This is a genomic window from Novosphingobium sp. FW305-C-30-35 (genome assembly GCF_058783135.1).
This window is the reverse complement of record NZ_JBYSYJ010000004.1, coordinates 103,884-124,711: the sequence shown is the minus strand read 5'-3', so window position 1 is coordinate 124,711 and position 20,828 is coordinate 103,884. Positions and strand designations below refer to the sequence as shown.

The 20,828-nt window shown below is 59.8% G+C and carries 17 protein-coding genes and 3 pseudogenes; 10 read left to right on the top strand and 10 right to left on the bottom strand.

The window, feature by feature from the left end:
* Positions 1-554 precede the first annotated feature (554 nt).
* The 3 genes and pseudogenes from AC3WLM_RS21755 to AC3WLM_RS21745 form a co-directional block, all read left to right on the top strand.
* Positions 555-1,760 (top strand): AAA family ATPase, encoded by a 1,206-nt coding sequence (locus AC3WLM_RS21755; RefSeq protein WP_492478754.1) that lies wholly within the window; start codon positions 555-557, stop codon positions 1,758-1,760.
* A 230-nt stretch (positions 1,761-1,990) separates the two neighbouring features.
* Positions 1,991-2,971, top strand: coding sequence for a ParB/RepB/Spo0J family partition protein (locus AC3WLM_RS21750; protein ID WP_492478753.1), 981 nt, complete (start codon positions 1,991-1,993; stop codon positions 2,969-2,971).
* A 27-nt stretch (positions 2,972-2,998) separates the two neighbouring features.
* Positions 2,999-3,178 (top strand): annotated as a pseudogene (locus AC3WLM_RS21745) (WGR domain-containing protein); the annotation flags it as partial.
* On the opposite strand, the gene AC3WLM_RS21740 reads toward AC3WLM_RS21745, so the two are convergent.
* Positions 3,151-4,122, bottom strand: coding sequence for a hypothetical protein (locus AC3WLM_RS21740; protein WP_492478752.1), 972 nt, complete (start codon positions 4,120-4,122; stop codon positions 3,151-3,153). The pseudogene AC3WLM_RS21745 and the gene AC3WLM_RS21740 sit on opposite strands and share 28 nt — an antisense overlap.
* A gap of 134 nt (positions 4,123-4,256) precedes the next feature.
* On the opposite strand from AC3WLM_RS21740, the gene AC3WLM_RS21735 reads away from it, so the two are divergent.
* Positions 4,257-5,279, top strand: coding sequence for a site-specific integrase (locus AC3WLM_RS21735; protein WP_492478751.1), 1,023 nt, complete (start codon positions 4,257-4,259; stop codon positions 5,277-5,279).
* A 185-nt stretch (positions 5,280-5,464) separates the two neighbouring features.
* Here the strand turns inward: AC3WLM_RS21735 and AC3WLM_RS21730 are convergent, their stop codons facing one another.
* From AC3WLM_RS21730 to AC3WLM_RS21715, 4 genes are all read right to left on the bottom strand, one after another.
* Positions 5,465-7,750: a TonB-dependent receptor gene (locus AC3WLM_RS21730; protein ID WP_492478750.1), complete on the bottom strand. Its 2,286-nt coding sequence runs from the start codon at positions 7,748-7,750 to the stop codon at positions 5,465-5,467.
* 158 nt (positions 7,751-7,908) lie between these two features.
* Positions 7,909-8,361 (bottom strand): MaoC family dehydratase, encoded by a 453-nt coding sequence (locus AC3WLM_RS21725; RefSeq protein WP_492478749.1) that lies wholly within the window; start codon positions 8,359-8,361, stop codon positions 7,909-7,911.
* A 39-nt stretch (positions 8,362-8,400) separates the two neighbouring features.
* Positions 8,401-9,327, bottom strand: coding sequence for an SDR family NAD(P)-dependent oxidoreductase (locus tag AC3WLM_RS21720; protein WP_492478748.1), 927 nt, complete (start codon positions 9,325-9,327; stop codon positions 8,401-8,403).
* A gap of 135 nt (positions 9,328-9,462) precedes the next feature.
* The gene (locus tag AC3WLM_RS21715) at positions 9,463-9,846 is read right to left on the bottom strand and encodes a nuclear transport factor 2 family protein (RefSeq protein ID WP_492478747.1); all 384 of its coding nucleotides are present in this window, start codon (positions 9,844-9,846) and stop codon (positions 9,463-9,465) included.
* Between the two features lie 188 nt (positions 9,847-10,034).
* Between AC3WLM_RS21715 and AC3WLM_RS21710 the strand changes: the two genes are divergently transcribed.
* The 6 genes and pseudogenes from AC3WLM_RS21710 (at position 10,035) to AC3WLM_RS21685 (ending at position 14,310) form a co-directional block, all read left to right on the top strand.
* A complete protein-coding gene (locus AC3WLM_RS21710) occupies positions 10,035-10,241 on the top strand; it encodes a hypothetical protein (RefSeq protein WP_492478746.1) in 207 nt (68 codons plus the stop codon).
* An 8-nt stretch (positions 10,242-10,249) separates the two neighbouring features.
* Positions 10,250-11,584 (top strand): cytosine permease, encoded by a 1,335-nt coding sequence (locus AC3WLM_RS21705; protein WP_492478745.1) that lies wholly within the window; start codon positions 10,250-10,252, stop codon positions 11,582-11,584.
* The gene (locus AC3WLM_RS21700) at positions 11,496-12,260 is read left to right on the top strand and encodes an IS6 family transposase (RefSeq protein ID WP_006949122.1); all 765 of its coding nucleotides are present in this window, start codon (positions 11,496-11,498) and stop codon (positions 12,258-12,260) included. Before AC3WLM_RS21705 ends, AC3WLM_RS21700 begins: the two co-directional genes overlap by 89 nt.
* Positions 12,261-12,330: 70 nt before the next feature.
* Positions 12,331-12,768 (top strand): annotated as a pseudogene (locus tag AC3WLM_RS21695) (IS1595-like element ISCsp2 family transposase); the annotation flags it as partial.
* 62 nt (positions 12,769-12,830) lie between these two features.
* Positions 12,831-13,073, top strand: a pseudogene (locus AC3WLM_RS21690) (IS91 family transposase); the annotation flags it as partial.
* Positions 13,033-14,310, top strand: a complete 1,278-nt coding sequence (locus AC3WLM_RS21685; protein ID WP_492478744.1) for a tyrosine-type recombinase/integrase — start codon at positions 13,033-13,035, stop codon at positions 14,308-14,310. The pseudogene AC3WLM_RS21690 and the gene AC3WLM_RS21685, both read left to right, overlap by 41 nt.
* Before the next feature lie 941 nt (positions 14,311-15,251).
* Here AC3WLM_RS21685 and AC3WLM_RS21680 read toward each other — a convergent pair.
* The 5 genes from AC3WLM_RS21680 to AC3WLM_RS21660 all read right to left on the bottom strand — a co-directional run bounded on the left by AC3WLM_RS21680 (position 15,252) and on the right by AC3WLM_RS21660 (position 20,624).
* Complete coding sequence (locus AC3WLM_RS21680) at positions 15,252-15,656, bottom strand: RidA family protein (RefSeq protein WP_324332864.1); 405 nt, start codon at positions 15,654-15,656, stop codon at positions 15,252-15,254.
* Positions 15,657-15,685: 29 nt separating this feature from the next.
* The gene (locus tag AC3WLM_RS21675; RefSeq protein ID WP_067401762.1) at positions 15,686-17,047 is read right to left on the bottom strand and encodes a flavin monoamine oxidase family protein; all 1,362 of its coding nucleotides are present in this window, start codon (positions 17,045-17,047) and stop codon (positions 15,686-15,688) included.
* A gap of 137 nt (positions 17,048-17,184) precedes the next feature.
* Positions 17,185-17,949 carry an IS6 family transposase gene (locus AC3WLM_RS21670; RefSeq protein ID WP_006949122.1) on the bottom strand — a complete coding sequence of 255 codons (765 nt, stop codon included), beginning with the start codon at positions 17,947-17,949 and terminating at the stop codon, positions 17,185-17,187.
* Between the two features lie 127 nt (positions 17,950-18,076).
* Positions 18,077-19,720: a flavin-containing monooxygenase gene (locus AC3WLM_RS21665; protein WP_492478743.1), complete on the bottom strand. Its 1,644-nt coding sequence runs from the start codon at positions 19,718-19,720 to the stop codon at positions 18,077-18,079.
* Between the two features lie 61 nt (positions 19,721-19,781).
* On the bottom strand, positions 19,782-20,624 hold the full coding sequence (locus AC3WLM_RS21660; protein ID WP_371421232.1) for an alpha/beta hydrolase: 843 nt from the start codon (positions 20,622-20,624) through the stop codon (positions 19,782-19,784).
* Positions 20,625-20,828 lie beyond the last annotated feature (204 nt).

Sequence of the window (20,828 nt, the reverse complement as noted above, 5' to 3'; positions counted from 1 at the left end):
TGAACCGTCCCTTCCCGACTCATTGGAGCCTCGGGTTGGTCGTTAAACAACAGGTTTGAGCTTCGAAAGCAAGGCCATTGGCAGTTTCGACGGGTTTCCGGGCCTAAAACCTCCAAGTTGGCCGATGATCTCGGAGCGGTTTGGCGAGGCGAAACCAAATCCAATCTCAATTTTGAAAAAAGCGATTCGCGAATCGGTTTTTCTAGGAGATTCCTTTAGTAGGTATGGGCTCCGAGATCATCGGTCCAAAGGGAACCGAGATCATCGGGGAAACGCACTGAATTCATCGGCTTGCACCGAGATCATCGGTGATTGTCCACAGCCGGATCAATTCGGACGGCAGGGCGCCGAGCTGACTGTCGGGATGTCACCTGCTGGCTCCCCTCCCTGGACCCGACATCATCGGTCTGAACCACAACGAGCTGCGTCGAGCCGGCACCAGATTCGCGAAAGGGCACGGAGATCATCGGTCAATTTGTAAGGTTGGTGGCCGAAGTTTGCTCAAAACTGCCAAGAGTGCTAATTGGCCCCCTCAATCTCACAAAGCGGTGATCATGGCTACCGACGCAGCGCTCGATGCACAACCCGATGAACTCCTGGAAGACGGCCTTGGCAATCTGCACCGCAAGGCCCTAACCATCCTGAAGCGTATTCGTGACGGTGCGCTCGATCCGGAGACCGGGCAAAAGGTTGGCCCGTCGTATTCCATTTCGAAGGCGGCCTCCCTTGTGGGGCGAACCGCGTCTGCAATTCGCGAAGCTGAGCGTGATGGTCGCCTCCCCCAGCGCGACCGAACCGCTTCTGGCCACCGGGTCCAGTACTCATTGGAAGAACTGGATCATATGCGTGCCGTATTTGGAACTCGCCCTTGGCGCGCTCCGACGGACACCCCGGCGGTCATCTCCGTCTCGAACTTCAAAGGGGGCGTAGGTAAGTCGACCGTGGCCCTGCACCTCGCGCAGCACTTTGCGATTCATGGCTACAGGGTGCTGTTCATCGACTGCGACAGCCAAGCCAGTTCGACGATGATGTTTGGCTATCGGCCGGATGTCGATCTGACCGAGGATGATACCCTCTACGGCCACTTCCATAATCCTGAACTGTTGGGCGTTCGTTCGATCATCCGGAAGACGCACTTTTTCGGGCTCGACCTGATCCCCGCCAATCTCAAGCTCTACAATCTAGAATACGAGATCGCGGGCTATCTGGCACAAAATCAGAACTTCGACATCATCGACATGATCGCCGAAGCCATCGATACGGTCGTCGATGACTACGACATCGTCATCATGGATCCGCCTCCGGCGCTTGGCATGGTTTCGATGGCAGTGCTGCAGGCGGCTAATGCGATGGTAATTCCTGTGCCGCCGAGCGTCATCGACTTCGCATCGACCGTGTCGTTTATCGACATGGCGCGCACAACGATGAAGCAGCTCGAGCAGCTCGCGAAACGGGTGAAGCCGGCCTACAACTTTATCCGCCTCGTTGGCAGCAGGGTGGATGAAAGCAAGTCCATGCACCGCGAAATTCTCTCGATGATGCGGCAGGTCTTCGGTGGCTCGATGGCGACTTCTGTCCTCAAGACCAGCGCCGAAATCGACAATGCCAGCTCGCGCATGAAGACGGTCTTTGAACTTGATCGACCGGTGACGTCCCATGAGGTTCACAACCGGTGCATGAAGCATTTGAGCGACGTTTGCAGAGAAATCGAGGCGGATGTCATTCGGTCCTGGGCGAGCAGGGCAGGGGAGGCGGCCTAGGACCGTTGCCACGTGGCAACAAAGATATAAAACAGTTAAACTACAACAATATAGCTCATTTTTTGAGAAATTCGATTGGTGCGATAGGGTGAGATTTTATTGGCTGAGCGAGGGATGTTGCCACGTGGCAACGTGCCAAGATTCAGGGTGAAATCGAGGCGCGGGCAGGGCTTGTTGCCACGTGGCAACAAGTGGCCGCCAAGTGTGATTTGAAAGGTTTGGAGTAGGCGATGGCAAAGGGTAACCGAGGCTTCGGCAGCAGTTTGACAGAGGGGCTCGACGACGAGATCGACGTCGGCAGCCCTGCGCCATCGGAAAGCATTATGGCGAGTCGTAGCCAGAGCCTTGCGAGAATTGCCGCCGGTAAAGTCGTCACGGATCGCACCGAGTGGGTCGACCCATCGCGCTGTCGTCCCTGGCGTCTGCATAACCGCGATTTGGACCACTTGAACGAAGAGAGTTGCCGCGATCTCATTGACGCATTCCTCTCCGCTAAGAAGCAGCGCATTCCCGCGATCGTGCGCCGCCTCAAGGATGACCCAGACTACGACTTCGAAATTATCGCGGGCGTAAGGCGATGGTGGACCGTTCAGTGGCTGCGCGAGCATCATCACCCGGAATATGAATACCTCGTCACGATCCAAAACGTTTCGGACGAGGAAGCGTTCAGGGTTTCGGACATCGAAAACCGGTCGCGCAAAGATATCTCAGACTGGGAGCGGGCAAAGGAATATTCACGGGCGCTGGAGGAGTTCTACGATTCCAACCAGAGTGAAATGGCAGAGCATCTGAAGATTTCGCGCTCATGGCTCAGCCGCCTGCTCGATGTGGCGCGGTTGCCGGCCGAGATCGTGAACGCCTTTCCTGACACGCATGGCATCACGGTCCGCATCGCAAGAGACATCAAGCCACTCACTTCAGAAAAGCGCACCCTGGATTTGATGGTCGCAGAGAGCAGGGCCATTGTTGCTGAGCGCGACGATCTGGGAACGGCTATGCCCGCTCCGGAAGTCGCAAAGCGTCTTATTCGGGCAACTGTCGCCCCTGCAAAACCTGCTGGCGGCGACATCGACGTTAAGGGCGCCGCTGGCAAAGTGATCTTGCGCTATGCCCATTCTTCGAGGAGCGGATATACCTTCAAGGTGCCTGCGCGTAGCGGCGCTTCGCCAGCTGAGGTCTTGAAGGCCATTGAGGCTATCCTGACGTCCTGACCTTTTGGGGGCGTTGTCCAGGATCTTTTCGGCGCGTCGATCGTCAAATTCGCCTGGGGGCGGATCGGGACCAAAGGGCAGGGGAGGGTGGTCTCGTTCGCCTGCGCGGCTGAAGCCGCGCGCTTTGCCCGCCAGTTGCTGCGCCGCCCGGCGTCTGCGCCCAAACGGATCGGCGTCCCCTACCGCGAGGTCGCGTTGGCGCCGTAGGAGGCCTCAGGAGCCTCTATGAGCGCCTTTGGGGCCAGGGCATGGTCTCCCGGTCGCAGCGTCGCCAGATCGGCTTTCTCGAGCGCCATAGCGGCCTGTGAAGCGGTACGGCGGGTCACGCCGAGCGCGCGGGCCAGTTCGGCGCGGGTGAGGGGCCCCAGTCCGCCAATCAGTTGCCACATCGCCGGCGCCTGCGACGAGGCGTAGAGGCCCGCGAGGCGTTCCTCGCCGCGCGCAACCATGGCCGTGACGGCGGCGAGGTCCGTTGCCACGTCAGCTGCCGCAACGCCGATCGCGTTTGCCAGCAGGGCGAGGAGGGGGCGTTCGGGTTCGGCGCGGAACAGAACCCGCGGGGTGAGCCCGGCAAGCGCCAGCGGCGCCGCTCCCAGTCCGAACAGGTGCGGGCGCATCGCGGCGGCCAGCGAGGCGGCCCAGGCACTCCCGCGCGGCGCGAACCGCTGGAACACGCGGCCCTCGATCACCACCTCCTCGCTGCCGCCTTCGAGAAATTCGACTTCGTCCTCGCGCAGCTGGCGGACCCATTCGGCAAGCGCGGCGAGGGACCCGCGCGCCGGGAGCAGGGCATCGAGCCGTTCGAGCGCCCGGTCGGCGGGAGCGAAGGTGCTGGTGAAGCTCTCGGGCGCGTCCTTCGCGGCGAGCGTTAGCCGGGCGGCGCGGGCGAGGGGAGGGGGGCCGCGCCGGGCGATCCACGACAGGAAGTCCTGCCGTTCGGCCGCATACCACGAGCGGGTCAGTTCGGCCGCCTCAAGTCCTGGATTGTGCTCGGGGCCTTGGTTTTCTTGAGGAAAATCGCGGACATGGATGCGCCACAGCCGACGCAGCGAGGCGCGCGCCAGGCCGTCGGCGACCTCGGCGGACAGGAACGGCAGCGCGCCCTCGATGCGGGCGAGGGTGATCTGCCATGGGGGAGGGGCGCGATCCATGGTCAAAAGAATATATGATACGCCAAAAAAGTATACTCAGCTTGTACGGTGCATTCACTGTCCGATAAGGGCTCTTCACGGACAGTGGAATTTGCGCTACGGACGGGCCGGTTCGATGCGGGGAAGGCCGGGAAATGGAGGATGGAAGCGAGGATGCCACCGCTGGCGAGGCCCGGGTCGCATTGAACCCCGTCGCAGCAGCATCCTCGACCGTCGTCGCCCCCCTGTTGCAGGACGAGATCGCGGCGGCCCGATCCTACCGCGCCCAGGCCAAGGCCGCCAACACCATCCGCGCTTACCTAAGTGACTGGAGGCAGTTCGAGAGTTGGTGCTGGGAGCGGAACCTTGACCCCTTGCCGGCCCGGCCCGAGGCGGTGGCGACGTTTCTTGCGGCGCTGGCCATGGCGGGTAAGGCCGACAACACCATCGGCCGCCATCTCGCGGCGATCGGGTGGAATCACCGTCAGGAGGGACTTGTGGCGCCAAATTTGCGCGACGAACACATGCTGATTGCCGACACGCTCGCGGGCATCCGCCGGGAACAGCGCGCAAGACCGTCGCGAAAGAAGGCGGTGGTAACGGCGAAGGACTTGGCGGCGATGATTGCGTCAGCCGACGGCGAGGGCACCCGTTCGATCCGCGACCGGGCGGTGCTCGCGCTGGGGTTGGCCGCGGCGCTGCGGCGCTCGGAGCTGGTTGGGCTGACCTTGCACGATGTGGAATTTGTTGACGAGGGGCTGCGCCTGACGATCCGGCATTCCAAGACCGACCAGGACGGCGAAAGGCATGTGATCGCGGTGCCCTCGGGAAAGGTGCTCAAGCCCGTGGCGCGGCTCCAAGCCTGGTTGGCGGTGCGGGGGAGTGCGCCAGGACCGCTGTTCTGGCAGATCGACCCGCAGGGACGGGTGGTCGAAAGCGCGATGTCGGACCGCTCGGTGGCGCGGCTGATCCAGAAGTATGCGGCGAGGGTGGGGCTCGATCCGGCGAGCGTCGGGGGGCATTCGCTGCGCGCCGGGTTCCTCACTGAGGCCTCGCGCGCCGGGGCGACCATCGCCAAGATGCAGGAAGTGTCGCGGCACAAGAAGGTTGAAGTGTTGCTGGGATATGTGCGGTCAGCTGAGCTCTTTGATGATCATGCAGGGAGGGGTTTCTTGTAATGCACTGAGAACTCTCGCTAATGGTATTTCATCGATCGTGACACTAAGTTTCCGAGCGCCGATCAACCGCGAATGCCAGCGAAATCGCCCGCAGTTCAAGCCAACGGCGCGCCAGCAGGATGCTGGCGCGCCGCCGTCCTGGTCCACTCTGTTTGCACCTCGCGATGCATGGGTTCTGCCGCGATTCAGAACTCCTTGCGCACCGAGATCCCCCACCAGCGCGGCTTGGCATAGCTCTTGATGACCGAGCCGGTGGTTGCGAGTAAGTCGTAGGCGAAATTCTCGCGATCGACATTGCTGATGTTGTTCACGAAGGCAGCAAATTCGAGGCCATTGTCCGGAAGCTTGTACGTCACGCGCGCATTATGCACGAACGAACCTTCGATCTTGGTGGCTTCGCTGTTGTCGATCGATGCATAGCGATCACTAATATAGTCAAACGACCAGTTGAAGTTCAGCGTGCCGGAGCCAACGTCGAAGTCCTTGCTCAGATTGCCGCTTACGGTCCAGCGAGGGGCCATGATGCTTTCCTGATCTTGCAACCCGCTGTAAATGGTGGGCACATCAAAGACCTTGCTCTTCAGATAGGCGGCGCCGAGCTTGGCCTCGAAGTCACCCGGCAAGCGAGCAGCAAGTTCAACTTCGCCGCCGTAGAACCGTGCATCGTAATTGGCTATCAGCCCCTGAAGCCCGCTGAAGGCGAAACCCTGGAAGTCGTTGTAGTCATAGTAGAAGATCGACCCGTTGAACGTGACGCGGCGGTCGAGGATACGGGTCTTGAAGCCCCCTTCATAAGCCCAGAGATTTTCGCTTCCGAAGGGCGTCTCGGAGATTAGCAATGCGCCGCCCACATTGGTATTGAATCCGGGGCCCTTGGCACCGCGGGAGACGCTGGCATAAAGCAGGACATCATCGACAGGCTTGTAGTCGAGCTGGAACTTGCCGGACCAGAGGTCTGCGCTGTGACGCGCAAGCGCTCCGACAGCCGCTGGCGAAAAATCGTAGGCCAGCAAAGGCGGCGTATAGACGACAGTGCCCGTACCGCCGGAATACCCGTTGCCAAGCTCGTTGAACACGGTTTGCGAGGTGATACGCTTGTTGTCGTGAGTCCAGCGAATACCCACGGTTGCACTCAGCTTGTCGCTGAGAGCATATTCCAGCTGTCCGAACAACGCATAGGATTCAAGTTTCTGCGCAAAAGTGTTGGAGGAATCGAAGGAAAAGTCCGAACCGGCAAGCGCCGGGAAGAGAAAGTTGATGAAGCCGGTCTGCTTGATGTTCAAATAGTAAGCGCCAGCAGTATAGTTCAGATTGCCAGCTTCGCCGTTGATACGAAGCTCCTGCGAGTACTGATCAAGCTTTTGGCCAAACGGAAATTGGCAGTAGTCAACTGGCGTGCCATCGCAGTCTTCGTTATAGTCGAACCTGAAGTTGGTGAAGTTCGAGATCGACGAAACCGTGTAACCGTCACCGCTGTAAGTCAGGTACAAGCTCGACATGAAGCGCTGATTGGTGAGGAATCCAAAATCGTTGAATGCGCCAGATTGACCGTCGGGATTGGTGTCCCGATAGCCATTGAAGTCGTTGCCAGGCCCGGTGCCGTAGGCATCGACATTGGCCGGAAGCGGAGCAGGCTGCCCCGATCCGTCAAGGTAGAAATTCTCGGGTTTGTACACGCCCTGGCGGCTTCTTGGGGTCTTATCAAAGCTGACGACCACACGTGCCTCGAAATCGGGGGTCAGGTCTGCTTCGATCTGGCCCCGCAGGCCCCAGAAGCGATCTTCGAAGGTATCCTTGTTGCCGGCAAGCGTGTTCTGGAACCAGCCATCAGCGCGCGAAGCGCGACCAGAGAGACGGGCCCGGACAGTGTCGCTCAACGGTCCGCTGACGGCACCTTCGAGATAGGCGGAGTTGAAGCGTCCGTATCCCGCTTCGAGGTACCCCTCGAAGCTATCGCTTGGGCGCTTGGAGATGAAGCTGGCGAGACCACCAGACGAAGCGCGGCCGAAAAGCGTGCCCTGAGGGCCGCGCAGAACTTCTACCCGGTCGAGGTCATAGAAGGTGAAGGCTGCGGCGTTGGGCGACGAGAGATAGACTTCGTCGACATAGATGGAATTCGGCGATTCCTGATTTGACGAGAAGTCAGACTGGGAAACACCGCGAACGGTCAGGTTGGCATTGATTCCGCCACCGGCCGTCGAGTCAAATACGACGCCCGGAGCGATTCTGGCGATGTCCTTGCTGTCGACGACGCCCTGCGAACGAAGGTCTTCGCTACCGAGCGCAGTGACCGAAACGCCCACATCCTGAAGCCTTTGTTCGCGGCGCTGCGCCGTGACGGTGATCTCGCCGAACGCCTCGTCTTCTTGAGGCGCCTCAGACTGAGCGAAGGCGGGGCCTGCGGTTGCCGTAACGATGGCGAAAAAGGCGGCGCCCCTGAGCCAGCGGTTCACATTGCGGTGTTGTTTCATTCTCTTACTCCCTGGTTCACGGTTACCACCCCGAAAATCCGGAGCTACGCCACATCAGGTGGGCCCGTCAACAGCCTGTTCATGAAAGAGCCGGAACCAAAGCAACAGATGAGATCCGGCCAAATTCGCGCAGCAATGCCGGATCGCAACATCACCCTTCAATCAAATGCGAAGAGGGCAAGCCACTGCCCGACGAGCGCCGGTCGCTCCTCCCCTTCGATTTCAATTTCAATGTCGCGGGTCAGAATGACGGAATTCTCCCGAGTTTCGACCGTTCTCAACGTTTCGGAGAGCCGGATTCTCTGACCGGGGCGGACGACATTGACAAAGCGAATCTTATTGAAGCCATAATTGATAGCTCGCGTGGCCTCAGGCATCCGCCAGACCTCGGCCTGGAGCGCAGACAACATTGCCATCGTCAGGAAGCCATGCGCAATTGTGCCACCCACTTCACGTGCGGCCCGCGCAGTATCGACGTGGATCCATTGCCGATCATCAGTAAGATCCGCAAATTGTTCGATCATCGACTGGTCGATGAGGCGCCAGTCCGATTTTCCAAGATGTTGGTCTATCAGCCCCGCCAGTTCGGCGCGCGTTATGTCTCTTGCCACGGTGTACCTCTGCCAGAATGGTTACGATGACAAATTCGATCAGAATACGTTGCTGAGATCGATTCCCCGATCGGCCGCAGCCTTGGAAACGAACTTGCGAGTCTGGTCGAATCCTTGGGTCAGTTCCTTCTGGCCGACCGGGTCGAGAATCTTGTCGAGGTTTGCCAGAACCATTTCCGGCGTCTGCTGCTCCGGCGGCAGATAGACGCCCTCGGTTTCATAGATCCTCGTTGCCGCATATCCCCCCGCTCCCGCGCAGAGGATGACACGAGAAGGCGCATCATCAGACGCCAACGCCAGAACGCCAGCGGTCACGCTTTCGACTGTCATCAAATCAAAGGCAGCATCAGGAACAAGGCCTTCAACCATCTGCGTACCGGCGGTCGGTGCGATGGTGTTCACCTTGATGCCATATTTGGCTCCCTCGAGCGTGAGGACATTCATCAGCCCGACGACGCCCGTCTTTGCCGCACCGTAGTTGGCCTGTCCGAAGTTGCCATAAAGGCCGGAAGACGATGATGTCATGATGATCCGGCCATAGCTCTGGGTCCGCATGATCTCCCAAACCGCCTGGGAGCACAGAGCTGTTCCGACGAGATGCACCTCGATCACCAGACGAAGGTCCTCCGGGGTCAGTTTTGCAAAGGAGCGATCACGCAAAAGCCCTGCGTTGTTGATGAGAATGTCCACCCTACCCCAGGCGTCCATCGCCGCAGCAGCCATGCCCGTTACCTGTTCTTCATCAGCAACGTTGGCGGCGTTTGCGATTGCTTCACCGCCACGTGAGCGGATCAGGTCCACAACTTCCTCAGCAGCTTCGGAGCGCAGTGACGTGCCGTTCATCCTGCCCAGATCGTTTACGACTACACGCGCGCCGCGGTCTGCCAATGCAAGTGCGTGCGAGCGACCAAGACCATTGCCGGCGCCTGTTACGATTGCCACTTTGCCCGAAAAATCGACGCTCATCTCTATTACCCTTCCAGTCTTTACGGTTGCCCCGATCATTCACATCGAGGCTCTTGAGAAGGTGAGGAGCGGCCATATGCCGGTCAGGTAGCAGCAAGTCGCATTCAGCCAGTTCGCGTCGGTGGGAAACCCAAGCTACGAATGCGGTCGGATTGCCAGGTCGGCCGCCTTACAGAAGGCATTCTTGGTTGCGAGCTTTCCATCTCGATATTCCAGGATATCCAGGCCATCTAAGGCGGTCTGGTTACCTTCGGCTGACGTCATTACCAAAGTCCATGTAACGAGAGCGCGGGCCTGAGCCTCATCGAGCAGTGTCGCCGTAATCTTATAATGGACTGCGCCCAGCGCGCCCTGGAAAATCGGTCCAAGTGCTGCGGAGATGGCGTTCGGGCCGTGGTGCTCGACTCCATGCGGATCGATGTAGACCCCATTCTCTGAGAAGGTCGCCAGCATTCCATCGAAATCGCCAACGTTGAACGTATTCAAGAAACGTTCAACCTCTGATCCAAAACCAGTCATCCATTCCTCCCTTGCCGGCATGATGCCCGAAGCTTGTAGATTTCCTCTGCAATCGGAAACCCGGAGGGAAGGTGCGATCAGGCCGCAATCTCGGACGATTCTATCGCATAGCGTTGTTCGGATTGGCCGGATCAAACCTACGTAAGTGAAGCATTCTGGGCATGTTGCGGATCCGGGAGGATGCGACTTTGACCGAAGAAGCCTCGAACTGCAGGGCTGGGGAGTTTTCTCATCCTATCGATCATGAGCTTGCGCGGCGCCTGAACTTGCTGGCCTCGCCAGCAGCAATGGATGCCGACAACTCCGGGCCGGTCAGACCAATTCTGGTCGAAAGCGCTCTCTGGCTGGCCTTCGGCGCATTGATATGGAGCGGCGCGCTCCTGGTTTTTGTGTGAGCGATCAAATGAGCAAAACACGCAGCCCGAGCATTGGTGAATCTGCCGGAGTAGATGGTCGCTTGCCGATCCTGCCCGGCGAGCGCGTCTTCACGTCGTTTTGGGGGTATATCCGGACGTGTGTCACGTTTGGATCTGCCATATGGATATTTCTCATTGGCGGTATGCTGCCATTTACCGGAAGCGCAGGTTTGGGAAGCCTCGGCTATGCGGCCGGCCTGATAATCGGATTTGTGCCGGTATTGCTGGCGTCGGGGATTGTTCCGTTCAGGTATGGCGTCGAATCGATCGATTCCAGCAAAGCCGCATTCGGACTTCGAGGGTCAGCATTGCCTTTAGTGGGCCTCCTGCTCGCAGCGCTCGGTTGGGCGACCGTGATCATGGCCATGATAGCAGAGGGCTATGCAACGATAAGCGCGTCGACGCCGCTGCTAACATCCGCGGGAATTGCCGAAGTTCCGAGCGGCGCATGGGCGCTTATAGCCGTCCTGTGCTGCGGAGCGCTTGTAAGGGCAGGCCCGAGCTTCCTCGAGCGGGTCAACAACATCGTTGGGCCGTCACTGCTGTTCCTTGCGGGTGCACTTCTCTTCTTGTTATCCGAGCGGTTCGACCTGTCGGAGCTCTGGCTGAGAAGGGCCGACCCCAATCACGTCTTCTCGCGGGAACCGGCTGTGGGTCTGGCCTACGCCGTCGAATTCGGGGTCGCCACATCGCTTGCGTGGTGGCCATTTATGGGTGGGTTGTCGCGTCTGGTTGTTAAGCGCAAACACGTACTAAGCGGGGCGATGGTCGGCTTGACGCTGGTTGGCGGAGTTTTCGGTGCAACTGTCGCAGGCCTTGCAGCGGTGGGGATGGGAAGCCCTGATCCGGTCGTCTGGATCAGGCAACTCGCCGGCCCTTTGTGGGGGACGATCATTACCTTGGTTGTCCTGACGGCCAACATGGCCGTCATGGCGCTCCTGGTGTACATTGCATCGGTATCCGCCCGACAGATCGCAGGCTTCGCGCGTTTGCCCTGGACCATAGTGGTAAGCATCATGCTTGCGCCTTCGATAGTCGCCACATTTTTCACGCGCTGGGTCTTGGAGCATGTCATGAGTGTCGTCACATACACTGCCTTGGCGTTCGTCGGGATCACCGCCGTTACTCTTGTAGATTATTTTGTGTTGCGCCGGCAGGTTGTCCGGCCGGCTCTGTTGCAAACTCTGACACGGTTTCCAAGATTGGGCTCATGTACTGTCAAGGTCAGTTGCGATGAACGATTTCAAAGGACGGCATTTTACCGGCGAGGTCATCCTATGGGCGGTGCGCTGGTATTGTCGATACGGCATCAGCTACCGTGATCTCGAGGAAATGCTGTCCGAGCGTGGGATCGATGTCGATCATACGACGATCTATCGCTGGGTGCAGCGCTACGCGCCGGAGATGGAGAAGCGTCTCCGCTGGTTCTGGCGGCGCGGCTTTGATCCGAGCTGGCGTCTGGATGAGACCTACGTAAAGGTGCGGGGCAAATGGACCTACCTGTACCGGGCGGTCGACAAACGGGGCGACACGATTGATTTCTATCTGTCATCGACACGCAGCGCCAAAGCGGCGAAGCGCTTTCTGGGCAAAGCTCTTCGTGGCCTGAAGGACTGGGAAAAGCCGGCCAAACTCAATACCGACAAGGCACCCAGCTACGGCGCAGCAATCGCTGAGCTGAAACGCGAAGGCAAACTGGCGGCGGAAACCGAGCACCGGCAGGTGAAATATCTGAACAACGTGCTCGAGGCCGACCACGGCAAGCTGAAGATGCTGATCAAGCCGGTACGTGGCTTCAAGTCGATGCCAACGGCCTACGCCACGATCAAGGGCTTCGAGGTCATGCGCGCCCTACGCAAAGGACAGGCCCAGGCATGGTGCCTGCAGCCAGGTATCATGGGGGAGGTGCGCCTGGTTGAAAGAGCATTCGGAATTGGACCCTCGGCCCTGACCGAAACCATGATTATGCTCAATAAGCATTTCGCCAATGCTGCCTAATCCCCCAACTGGGTGACGCCGCGCGGCCGTGCCCCATGTTTGCAACAGAGCCGCCAGGATGAATAGGGGTCTGCGGTTACGCCGCATTGACCGAGACGCCGCCACCCACGTAATCCCCTTTGTGCAGGAGGTGGTCGAGCCTGGAGCCCAGGTACGCACGGATGGTTCGGCGGCATACCGCGCTCTGGGAGAACTGGGTTACACCCACCAGCGCACCGTCATGCTCGGCTCAGGCGTACCTGCCCATGTCTCCATGGCGGGAGTGCACCGGGTCGCCTCACTGGTACAGCGCTGGGTGCTGGGAACACATCATGGCTCTGTACAGCCAGACCACCTGGACGCCTATCTCGATGAATTCGTGTTCCGTTTCAACCGGCGCACATCCAGCTCACGCGGGATGCTGTTTTACCGCTTGCTGCAGCAAGCGGTGGTTACGCCGCCAGTGACGTATGGGGATGTCGTGAGCAAGAACACCGGGGAGAGCCAATCGGATACCATTGCTGGATGAAATCACAGTATCAATGGGGCTGCTGGAGCTAAATAGATACCCCTTGCATTTGTACAGTATTCATGTCAGCCACTTCCAAGCCCAAGCTCTACAACCCACGCCACCCCGAACGCACGCTGCTCTACCAAACGGTAGCCGAGCACTACGAGACCTGGCTAGAGTTGGCCAGCGCGGGTCAGTTCGACGGCCAGGGCGACCACCACACCCCCAAGCCCTTCGTGCGCAAAGCGTTTGCCAAGTATCTTGAGTGCGGCATCTTTGCCCATGGCTTTGCCCGCGCTCGCTGCGGCGACTGTGGGCACGACTAGCTCGATGAACATCTGGCGGATCGCCATGGCCCACGTTGAAAGGCGTGAGCGTCGGGGCAAGAACGGCCAGGTCCTCAGGTCGTACCGCGTCCGCTGGCGTGGTCCGGATGGCAAGGAGCGCAACAAGAGCTTCAAACGCAAGGTCGACGCAGACCGCTTCGCCGCCACAGTGTCAGCCGATCTCGTGCGGGGACAGTACGTCGACCCCGACGCGGGAAAGATCTTGTTCGAGACCTACGCCCGGAAGTGGCTCGCAGCCCAGACGTTCGATGAAGGAACCCACGTCGCCGTCGAGCTGCGGTTCCGACTGCACGCATTTCCGGTGCTCGGGAACCGGAACCTGAACGATATCCAGCCGTCGACGATCCAAGGCTGGCTTCGCACCCTCACGGATCTCGCGCCGTCCTATCGACAGATCATCTTCGCGAATGTGTCGACGGTCTTCACAGCTGCGGTCGACGACTCCTTGATCGTCGCCAACCCGTGTCGAGCACGCTCCGTTCGCCGTCCGAGGCGCGGGCACCACAAGGTCGTGCCCTGGACCCGGGATCGGGTGCTCGCCGTCCGTGACGAGTTGCCGGCGCGCTATCAGCTCATGGTCTGGCTCGGTGCCGGACTCGGGATGCGACAGGGCGAGATCTTCGGCCTCTCTCCCCAGGACATCGACATCGAGCGTGGCGAGGTGCACGTTCGGCGCCAGGTGAAGCTCGTCGGCAACAAGCAGATGTTCGGTCTGCCGAAGGGACGGAAGGTGCGCGACGTGCCGCTTCCCGATGCGGTCCTGGAGGCGATCAACTCGCACATGACCGCCTATCCGCCGATCGAGGTGACTCTCCCGTGGGACAGGACGGATGGGAAGCCCATGACCTTCTCGTTGCTCCTTTACAGCCGCGAGAAGAAGGCGCTGGGCCGGAACTACATCAACACCTTCATCTGGAAGCCGGCGCTGAAGCGAGCAGGCGTGCCGGTGACACGCGAGAACGGCAGCCACGCTCTCCGGCACTTCTACGCCAGCACAGCGCTCCATGAAGGTGAATCGATCAAGGCCCTCAGTGAGTACCTCGGTCACGCCGACCCCGGCTTCACCCTGCGCACCTACACCCACCTCGTCGAGGACAGCGCCGAGCGCACCAAGCGAGCCGTCGACGCAGTATTTGGTCATCGTGCATCGGGGCCCGGCGAGGAACAAGAGCAATCGGACGACTGGCCCGTCGCAGGAGCAGATACAGACTGAACGACGGAAAGTGATCGCGAGGCCGGCTGATCGACAGGCACGCCCGCCGACCTGCGCCACTCGGACCATTGCATCACCTGTGACATGCGGCATCGTGCCCAGGGTCAAACGAGTTGAAGGGCGTGGCAGGCTGGCGAACAGGCATTCTGCGCGAGCAGACCACATGCGCTATGGCCGCTAGAGACGAAAGCGCCGCGACTCTAAGGACCAGCTAGAGCGCAATTCCGTCTCCCCGACGTGTGTGACCCGTAGTGCCCGGTTTCCCGAACATTCCAACCAACCCAGTTCGATGAGGCGTGCCGTCAGCACACGGGCGAAGTCGCCCGCGAGGTGTTGGCCCGGCTCGCTGGAGTCGCCGTGGGATCGCAAACGTGTCCCTTCGGCGAACACGAGTCCGACCGCCTGGAGGGCTTGCGCGCCCGCTTGCGTCAGCCTGAATCGAACGGCGCTAGCTCCAGACGCCCGACAACCGGTCAGTTTTTCAAGCGCCGGTGTTGACCAGTCTTAGAGCGCCGCCCACAAGAGCAACATGATTCATTACTCCGACACGACGACAATCCCTCGCCCGGGGATCGCCACGCACGATGGAAGTTCATTTGCCAAGGGCACAGCGCCTGTCCGAGATAGCTGAACGGGTGTCAACAACGTGGCACGAGGGTCTGCCCCTCGAGTTCCACCCTTCGGGAAGCGGGCCGCATTTCTCGACGCTCGGTCACGTATTGCGGCTGTGCGCACGCTCGTCCTCTCGGGAGTTTTGAAAGAACGAATTCGTCGGCTTCCCGGTGCCCTCAATGCGCCGACTGGTGAGGGCGCCGCCGCGCGGGGTCAGGAGGGTCACTACCCGGCCCGACCCCGCGCTCGTCCCAATCGCGCCTGGATCGCCTCCATCCGGTTTGCGGCCGGACGACAGACGAGGATCCACCGAGTGTGCATCGAGGTGCTCAACGCTGAGCGATGGCAGTAATCTCGACCACGAGCCCCGGAAGCGCCAGTCCAGTGACCCCGATTGCCGTCCACGCCGGAAATGGCTCGACGATGAACTCGTCCTTCACCGTCGGAAACCACTCGAGGATGCGGTCGATCTCGCCCACGTGGTGACTTGTGAGGCTGACAATGTCGGTGAAGTCGAGGCCGGCCTTCGCCAGGACCTCGCCGATTGCCGTGAACGCGATCCTTGCCTGCTCCGCGGGATCCTCCGGGGCAGCTCCGTTCTCATCGAGGCCGATCTGGCCGGCGATGAAGAGGAAACCACCAGCCTCGACTCCCGGCGAGAAGTGGTAGTCTGTGTAGTCCGCCTGCATGGATTCGGGAACGATGGAACGCCGGCGGCGACGTGATTCGGACATGACTTCTTCTCCCTTTGTCGGTCGTCGCATCAGGCCAGGCGGGCGAGGACGTCGCCCGCCGCGATCTTCCCTGCTCGTAGCGCCCCCTCGATGTAGCCCGACCACATGGGCGCAGCCTCGGTGCCGGCGAAGTGCAGGCGGTCGACGGGCTCACGCAGCGCCGAACCGGCGCTGCTTAGGAGCCCGGTGGGCATGAAGGTGACCGGCGCGCCGCCGGTCCACGGCTGAACGGTCCAGTCGGTCTCGTGCACGTAGCGGACGTCTCGCGCCTTGTCTCCGAAGTTGTTCACGAGAATCTCGATGAACCGCTTCTCGCGCTCGTTCGGTGACAGGGCATGCCAGGCATCGAGGTGTTTGCCGCCGATGAACCCCACGATCGTCGCTAGGGAGTCGGTGGGCTTGCTCCCATCGAAGAGCCAGAAGGCGAGATCTCCACACTCGAAGGCGGCCCCGGACAGGCCTCGCTCCTGCCAGAACGGCTCGTCGTACCGCACCTGGATCTTCGCGAGTCGGCCCATCGGGGCCCTCGCCTGCAGCTGGGCGCGCTTGGGCGGCAGAGGCGGATCGAAGATCATCCGGGAACCCGCGCTGGGCGGAGCCGCCAGGATCGCGAAGCTCGCCCTGAGCCTGCGCTCGCCCGAGAAGACCGTGACACCGGTCGGGTCCTGTTCGATCCTCGTCACCGGCCAGTTGAGGTGGACGTCGTCACCCAGCTTGTCCGCAATCAGCTCGGTTACCTGTCCCATGCCACCGATGAACCAGGCGACCTGCGCGCCACTGCGGGTCCCGATGAGCGACTCGATCCCTTCGCCCTGGTGGACGAAGTACGCCCAGTAGGCCATCGAGACCTCGGTCGTGCTGGCGCCATTGAGGATGTTGACCATGACCTCGTGGATCAGGCGCACCTCGGAGCTCTGGACGTTCTGCTCCAGCCACTGCGCCACCGTCATGGAGTCGAGCTCGCCCACATGTTCCGAAGCCCAGGGCGCCGCCCAGCCCAGGCGAGTGCCCACCTCGTCGAGCAGCTCGAAGGACCTCGACAGCTCGCCTGCCCAGCTCGCGCCGGACGGGACCTGGTCCTCCTCACCTACTTCCACATCTCCGTTGAAGACGAACAGGTCGTTGCCGGGCTTCACGGATGAGACCGTCTCTAGGCCGAGCTCGGCGCCCAGCTCGGGCAGCAGGACGTGTGTCTCGCCGATCCATTGGCCTCCGAAGTCGATCGGTCCGCCGGGCGCGTCCGACTTGGTCGACCAGGTGCGGCCGCCGACTCGATCCTTCGCCTCCACGAGTTTGACCCTCACACCCTGGTCGTGCAGCAGCTTCGCCGCATACGAGCCAGAAGGGCCGGCCCCGATCACGATGACATCTGCATCTGTTTGGTTGCTCATTGTCTACTCCTTGATGATCACACCGCCGTCTTCGTCGATGATGCGCTTGACGATCTCAGGTGCTGTGCCAGCGGGTACTTCTCTGGGCTCTGTTGCAAACATGGGGCACGGCCGCGCGGCGTCACCCAGTTGGGGGATTAGGCAGCATTGGCGAAATGCTTATTGAGCATAATCATGGTTTCGGTCAGGGCCGAGGGTCCAATTCCGAATGCTCTTTCAACCAGGCGCACCTCCCCCATGATACCTGGCTGCAGGCACCATGCCTGGGCCTGTCCTTTGCGTAGGGCGCGCATGACCTCGAAGCCCTTGATCGTGGCGTAGGCCGTTGGCATCGACTTGAAGCCACGTACCGGCTTGATCAGCATCTTCAGCTTGCCGTGGTCGGCCTCGAGCACGTTGTTCAGATATTTCACCTGCCGGTGCTCGGTTTCCGCCGCCAGTTTGCCTTCGCGTTTCAGCTCAGCGATTGCTGCGCCGTAGCTGGGTGCCTTGTCGGTATTGAGTTTGGCCGGCTTTTCCCAGTCCTTCAGGCCACGAAGAGCTTTGCCCAGAAAGCGCTTCGCCGCTTTGGCGCTGCGTGTCGATGACAGATAGAAATCAATCGTGTCGCCCCGTTTGTCGACCGCCCGGTACAGGTAGGTCCATTTGCCCCGCACCTTTACGTAGGTCTCATCCAGACGCCAGCTCGGATCAAAGCCGCGCCGCCAGAACCAGCGGAGACGCTTCTCCATCTCCGGCGCGTAGCGCTGCACCCAGCGATAGATCGTCGTATGATCGACATCGATCCCACGCTCGGACAGCATTTCCTCGAGATCACGGTAGCTGATGCCGTATCGACAATACCAGCGCACCGCCCATAGGATGACCTCGCCGGTAAAATGCCGTCCTTTGAAATCGTTCATCGCAACTGACCTTGACAGTACATGAGCCCAATCTTGGAAACCGTGTCAGAGTTTGCAACAGAGCCCTTGCGGGGGATGGGGAATGCAACAGTCCGGTCGTTCAGACGCGAACGAATTTCGATGGTCATCAAAGCGCGGTGGTTGCAGTCTGACGATCGAATATCATCGATTCGTAGCCCGAATTCCGTACCGATTGAAGTTCTGAACGGTAATTGCCGAGACCACCGAGATAAAACATCACTGCGTTTTTCTTGCCAGGAATGTTCGCCCCGAAAATCCACGATTCCGCCTTAGGGAACAGTGTCATGTTGGCAATTGTCCGGCAGGTTTCCACCCAGGCATCTTCGGCTTCCTGCGTCGGCTCGATAGTGGAGCGGCCGTCAGCTTCCATGGTTGCAATCGTGTCGGAAATCCATTCCACCTGGCTTTCGAGAGTGGGAGGAAGGTTTGTGAATGGACCGTTGGGGCCCAGGATCATGAACATGTTCGGAAAGTCGGCTTCCATCATCCCGAGGTAACCCAGAGGGCCATCGGCCCACTTGTCCCGGATGGTGACGCCACCGCGTCCCCGAATATCGATCTTCGTATAGTTTCCATCGACCGCATCGAAACCTGTAGCGAAAATCACCGCGTCAAGTTCGTGTTCGATCCCACTGGCCAAGCGGATGCCTCTTGTCGTGAATTCTGCGATCGGATCGTCCTTGACGTCTGCCAGCGATACGTTTTTCCGGTTGTAAACACCGTAATAATCCGTCGCGCACAGCGGGCGCTTGGCATAGATATCGCCGGGCGTCAGTTTCCGGGCGATTTCTGGATCCTTCACGATCTTGGCAATTTTCCGCTTGATGAAGTTTGCCGCCGAGGTGTTAACCTCATCGCTGATCGCGACATCGTTGAAGGTCTCGAACATGAAGCGGAATCCACCACCGCGCTGCCACGCTTCCTCGAATACGCACTCCCGCTCGGCCTCGGGGACGTCGATTCCCGCAACGGTGCTCTCGACAAAACCGAAGGCGACATTCGAACTCTTTATCTGCTTCCAGATTTCGTCATAGTTGGCCTTGTAGGTATCGATCGTCTCAGTGTCTTCGGGCCAGTTTCCGATCGGAACGACGTATTGGGCAGATCGTTGGAATACGGTCAGGTGCTTTACCTGGGGCGCCAGGGCAATGATCACCTGAATTCCGGTTGAGCCCGTCCCGATTATGCCGACACGCTTTCCGCTGAGATCGACCCCTTCAGGCCACGCGCCTGTATGGTAAATGTCACCGGCATAGTCGTCGATGCCACAGAACGTCGGCTTGTTGATCGCCGAAAGAAGTCCCAGGCCGGTAATGAGATACTTGGCCGATGCCGTCTCACCCTTGTCCGTTACTACATGCCATAGCCCAGTCGCTTCGTCGAAACGGGTCGATACTATCTTGGTGTTGAACTGATAGCTGCTGCGCAAGTCGAAGCGGTCAGCGACATTGTTGAGATATTCCAAAATCTCGGGCTGAGTGAGATAGCGGGTCTGCCAGCTGCCTTGATCAAGGAGTTCCTTGTCGAATGAGAAGCGATAGCAGAAGCTCTCGGTATCCGAGAGCGCTCCCGGGTAACGATTCCAGTACCAGGTCCCTCCGACATCGCTCGCATTGTCATAGGCCTTTACGTGGAGACCCTGGTCATTACGCAGCTTGTGGACCGCATAGAGCCCTCCGAAGCCTCCGCCGATCACAATTGCGTCAAAGTCCGCGCCAGGGGTCTTTGTCGCGGTCACATTTCTGATCATATTTACCTCCAGCGCGGGATTTCCGCGCAAACCATTGTTGCAAGATGCGTTTTTCCGGCGGTCAAAGTGCGCGATACCACGCTGAGATCCTGAGCAATTCGTCGTCCGCCTCATGCGCGCGCCCGGCAAGGGCCGGAAAGACATGCTGCATTCCGGGGACGACCGAGAGGGTGACGGAAACGCCTGCGTTGCGAGCTTTTTCGCTCAACGACTCGGCATCGCTCAGCAATGCCTCGGCTCCACCGGCATTGATATAAAGCGGCGGGAAGCCCTGAAAGTCATTCTCGAGTGGATTGGCCAGCGGATCCAGCGGGTCCGCAGTGCCGCCAAGAAACATCGAGATCATGCCCTCGAGTATCTGGCGCCCGACAAGAGCGTCCGTCGCCGCGTTGGCTTCGAGTGTCGCGCCACGCAGCGCCATGTCCAGCCAGGGAGAAAAAGCTATGATGCTGCCCGGAAGTTGCCGGCCCAGCTCACGGAGCCGAAACGCAATGGCAATGGCGAGATTGCCGCCCGCACTGTCCCCCGCAGTCGTTATGAATCCAGGGTGGAAACCTCTTTCGATCAAACCGAGATATGCGGCGATCCCGTCTTCGATCTGGGCAGGGAACGGAAATTCGGGGGACCGCCGGTAATCGGGAATGAACGCAGTTACGCCCAGAGCGCTGGCAAGATGCCCTGCGAGCTTGCGATGACTATCTGCCGATCCCACGGCGAAACCTCCGCCGTGGGTGTAGAGAATGACGCGCGCGGAATCGGCGTCTTGCGGAAATGCCCATATTCCCGGGACTCCGCCGACTTCATCTGATTTGTAGCTTACGCCCTCGGGTTCACGTGCTGGTTTGCCCCACTCGTCGAACATACTGCGCAAATCGGCAATCGACATTGCGGGATTGGCGGCCATCCGGCTGCTCCAATCCTCGTACAATTCGCGCAGGAAATCTGCTTCCCGATTGTCCGCCATTTGGCCTCTCCATCCATCTTTTTTTGAACGCCCCAATCGATCGTTGTCCGAAACTTCGGGCGGCCGAGAGCTGATCCAGTGGAGAAGCTATGTCGTGCTTGGCTTCAGGTCTTGAATTTTACTGCGCGTTCCGTTGTCGTTTTT

What these genes read in the sequence shown, in the direction of transcription:
- AC3WLM_RS21755 (WP_492478754.1), top strand. Translation starts at nt 555, where the DNA reads ATGGCTACCGACGCAGCGCTCGATGCACAACCCGATGAACTCCTGGAA.
- AC3WLM_RS21750 (WP_492478753.1), top strand. Translation starts at nt 1,991, where the DNA reads ATGGCAAAGGGTAACCGAGGCTTCGGCAGCAGTTTGACAGAGGGGCTC.
- AC3WLM_RS21740 (WP_492478752.1), bottom strand. Translation starts at nt 4,122, where the DNA reads ATGGATCGCGCCCCTCCCCCATGGCAGATCACCCTCGCCCGCATCGAG.
- AC3WLM_RS21735 (WP_492478751.1), top strand. Translation starts at nt 4,257, where the DNA reads ATGGAGGATGGAAGCGAGGATGCCACCGCTGGCGAGGCCCGGGTCGCA.
- AC3WLM_RS21730 (WP_492478750.1), bottom strand. Translation starts at nt 7,750, where the DNA reads ATGAAACAACACCGCAATGTGAACCGCTGGCTCAGGGGCGCCGCCTTT.
- AC3WLM_RS21720 (WP_492478748.1), bottom strand. Translation starts at nt 9,327, where the DNA reads ATGAGCGTCGATTTTTCGGGCAAAGTGGCAATCGTAACAGGCGCCGGC.
- AC3WLM_RS21715 (WP_492478747.1), bottom strand. Translation starts at nt 9,846, where the DNA reads ATGACTGGTTTTGGATCAGAGGTTGAACGTTTCTTGAATACGTTCAAC.
- AC3WLM_RS21705 (WP_492478745.1), top strand. Translation starts at nt 10,250, where the DNA reads ATGAGCAAAACACGCAGCCCGAGCATTGGTGAATCTGCCGGAGTAGAT.
- AC3WLM_RS21700 (WP_006949122.1), top strand. Translation starts at nt 11,496, where the DNA reads ATGAACGATTTCAAAGGACGGCATTTTACCGGCGAGGTCATCCTATGG.
- AC3WLM_RS21685 (WP_492478744.1), top strand. Translation starts at nt 13,033, where the DNA reads ATGGCTTTGCCCGCGCTCGCTGCGGCGACTGTGGGCACGACTAGCTCG.
- AC3WLM_RS21680 (WP_324332864.1), bottom strand. Translation starts at nt 15,656, where the DNA reads ATGTCCGAATCACGTCGCCGCCGGCGTTCCATCGTTCCCGAATCCATG.
- AC3WLM_RS21675 (WP_067401762.1), bottom strand. Translation starts at nt 17,047, where the DNA reads ATGAGCAACCAAACAGATGCAGATGTCATCGTGATCGGGGCCGGCCCT.
- AC3WLM_RS21670 (WP_006949122.1), bottom strand. Translation starts at nt 17,949, where the DNA reads ATGAACGATTTCAAAGGACGGCATTTTACCGGCGAGGTCATCCTATGG.
- AC3WLM_RS21665 (WP_492478743.1), bottom strand. Translation starts at nt 19,720, where the DNA reads ATGATCAGAAATGTGACCGCGACAAAGACCCCTGGCGCGGACTTTGAC.
- AC3WLM_RS21660 (WP_371421232.1), bottom strand. Translation starts at nt 20,624, where the DNA reads ATGGCCGCCAATCCCGCAATGTCGATTGCCGATTTGCGCAGTATGTTC.